The sequence below is a fragment of the Neisseria sp. P0009.S007 genome (assembly GCF_051962515.1).
The window spans coordinates 1-1,003 of sequence record NZ_JBQCVF010000544.1 but is presented as its reverse complement, the minus strand read 5'-3'; the positions used below and the strand labels follow the sequence as shown (position 1 = coordinate 1,003).

2 protein-coding genes are annotated in these 1,003 nt (G+C 43.2%); both read left to right on the top strand.

Annotation, left to right across the window (positions count from 1 at the left end):
• Window positions 1-85: 85 nt before the first annotated feature.
• Window positions 86-745 carry a class I SAM-dependent methyltransferase gene (locus ACTHS3_RS14675; RefSeq protein ID WP_070608158.1) on the top strand — a complete coding sequence of 220 codons (660 nt, stop codon included), beginning with the start codon at window positions 86-88 and terminating at the stop codon, window positions 743-745.
• Window positions 746-788: 43 nt separating this feature from the next.
• Window positions 789-1,003 (top strand): DNA-formamidopyrimidine glycosylase family protein (locus tag ACTHS3_RS14670; RefSeq protein WP_440368332.1); only part of this gene is annotated, 215 nt, incomplete at its 3' end.

Sequence of the window (1,003 nt, the reverse complement as noted above, 5' to 3'; positions counted from 1 at the left end):
AAGTCGAGCAGGGAATTTGCTTGTGTGATGTGGCCGTGGTGTTAAAATTCTGTCACACAAGTCGGGATGCATAGGGGAGTATTTAATGGAAACTTTTTTTATGCAAATGCCAATGGGACAATATCTCGCTCAAAAAGAGGCGGATTTTTTCAGACGGCATTTGCAATATTTGAATAGCCAAGTGGCGGTTCAATTAGGCGCTGTATGGCAGAGGCCGTCTGAAAATATGATTGTGGTGCCGCGCGATGTGCGGATGGATGCTGAAATGTTGGCATTTGAAACGCATTCCGTGGATGTATTATTGATGCCCCATCTTTTGGAAATTTCATCTGCCGATTTGGTGTTGCAAGAGGCATTTAGGATATTAAAACCCGAGGGCAGGTTGATTTTAACGGGGTTTAACCTTAAATCTTTGTGGGGGTTGAGCTCGTGGTTTGATGGTAAAAGACTGCCTATGAAATCTCAATGCTTGGCTCTGGCTGAGTTGAAACGAAAAACTGCCGCTATTGGTTTTGAAATGGAATATGGGCAGTTTATGGATTATCTGCCTGCTGTGAATTCATCATCTGCTTTGAAGTTTTGGCAGTTTATGGAAAAGGCAGGGGATAGGTGGTGGCCGCAGTGTGCGGCGGTGTATGGTGTGGTTTTAACGAAACATTTGATTGGTGTCCATCCTTTGCCTGAATTGGAATCTGCATTCGATGGCAATACGGTTGCTTTAAGTACGGCACGTTTGGCCGAATAGTTTTCAGACGGCCTATATATAATGATGAATTTGGAGAATAATGATGCCTGAATTACCTGAGGTAGAAACGACTTTACGCGGAATCGCGCCGCATATTGATGGAAAAAAGATAGAAAAAGTCATTATTCGCCAGTTTAAATTGAGATGGCCTATCCATCCGAACTTGGCGCAAATTTTGGCCGGGCACAAAGTTTTGGCATGCAGTCGGCGTGCGAAGTATTTGATTATTACTTTTGAAACGGGTATTTTACTTATTCA

Bases quoted from the DNA above. Each gene is read 5' to 3' on its own strand.
- ACTHS3_RS14675 (WP_070608158.1), top strand. From the start codon at position 86: ATGGAAACTTTTTTTATGCAAATGCCAATGGGACAATATCTCGCTCAA.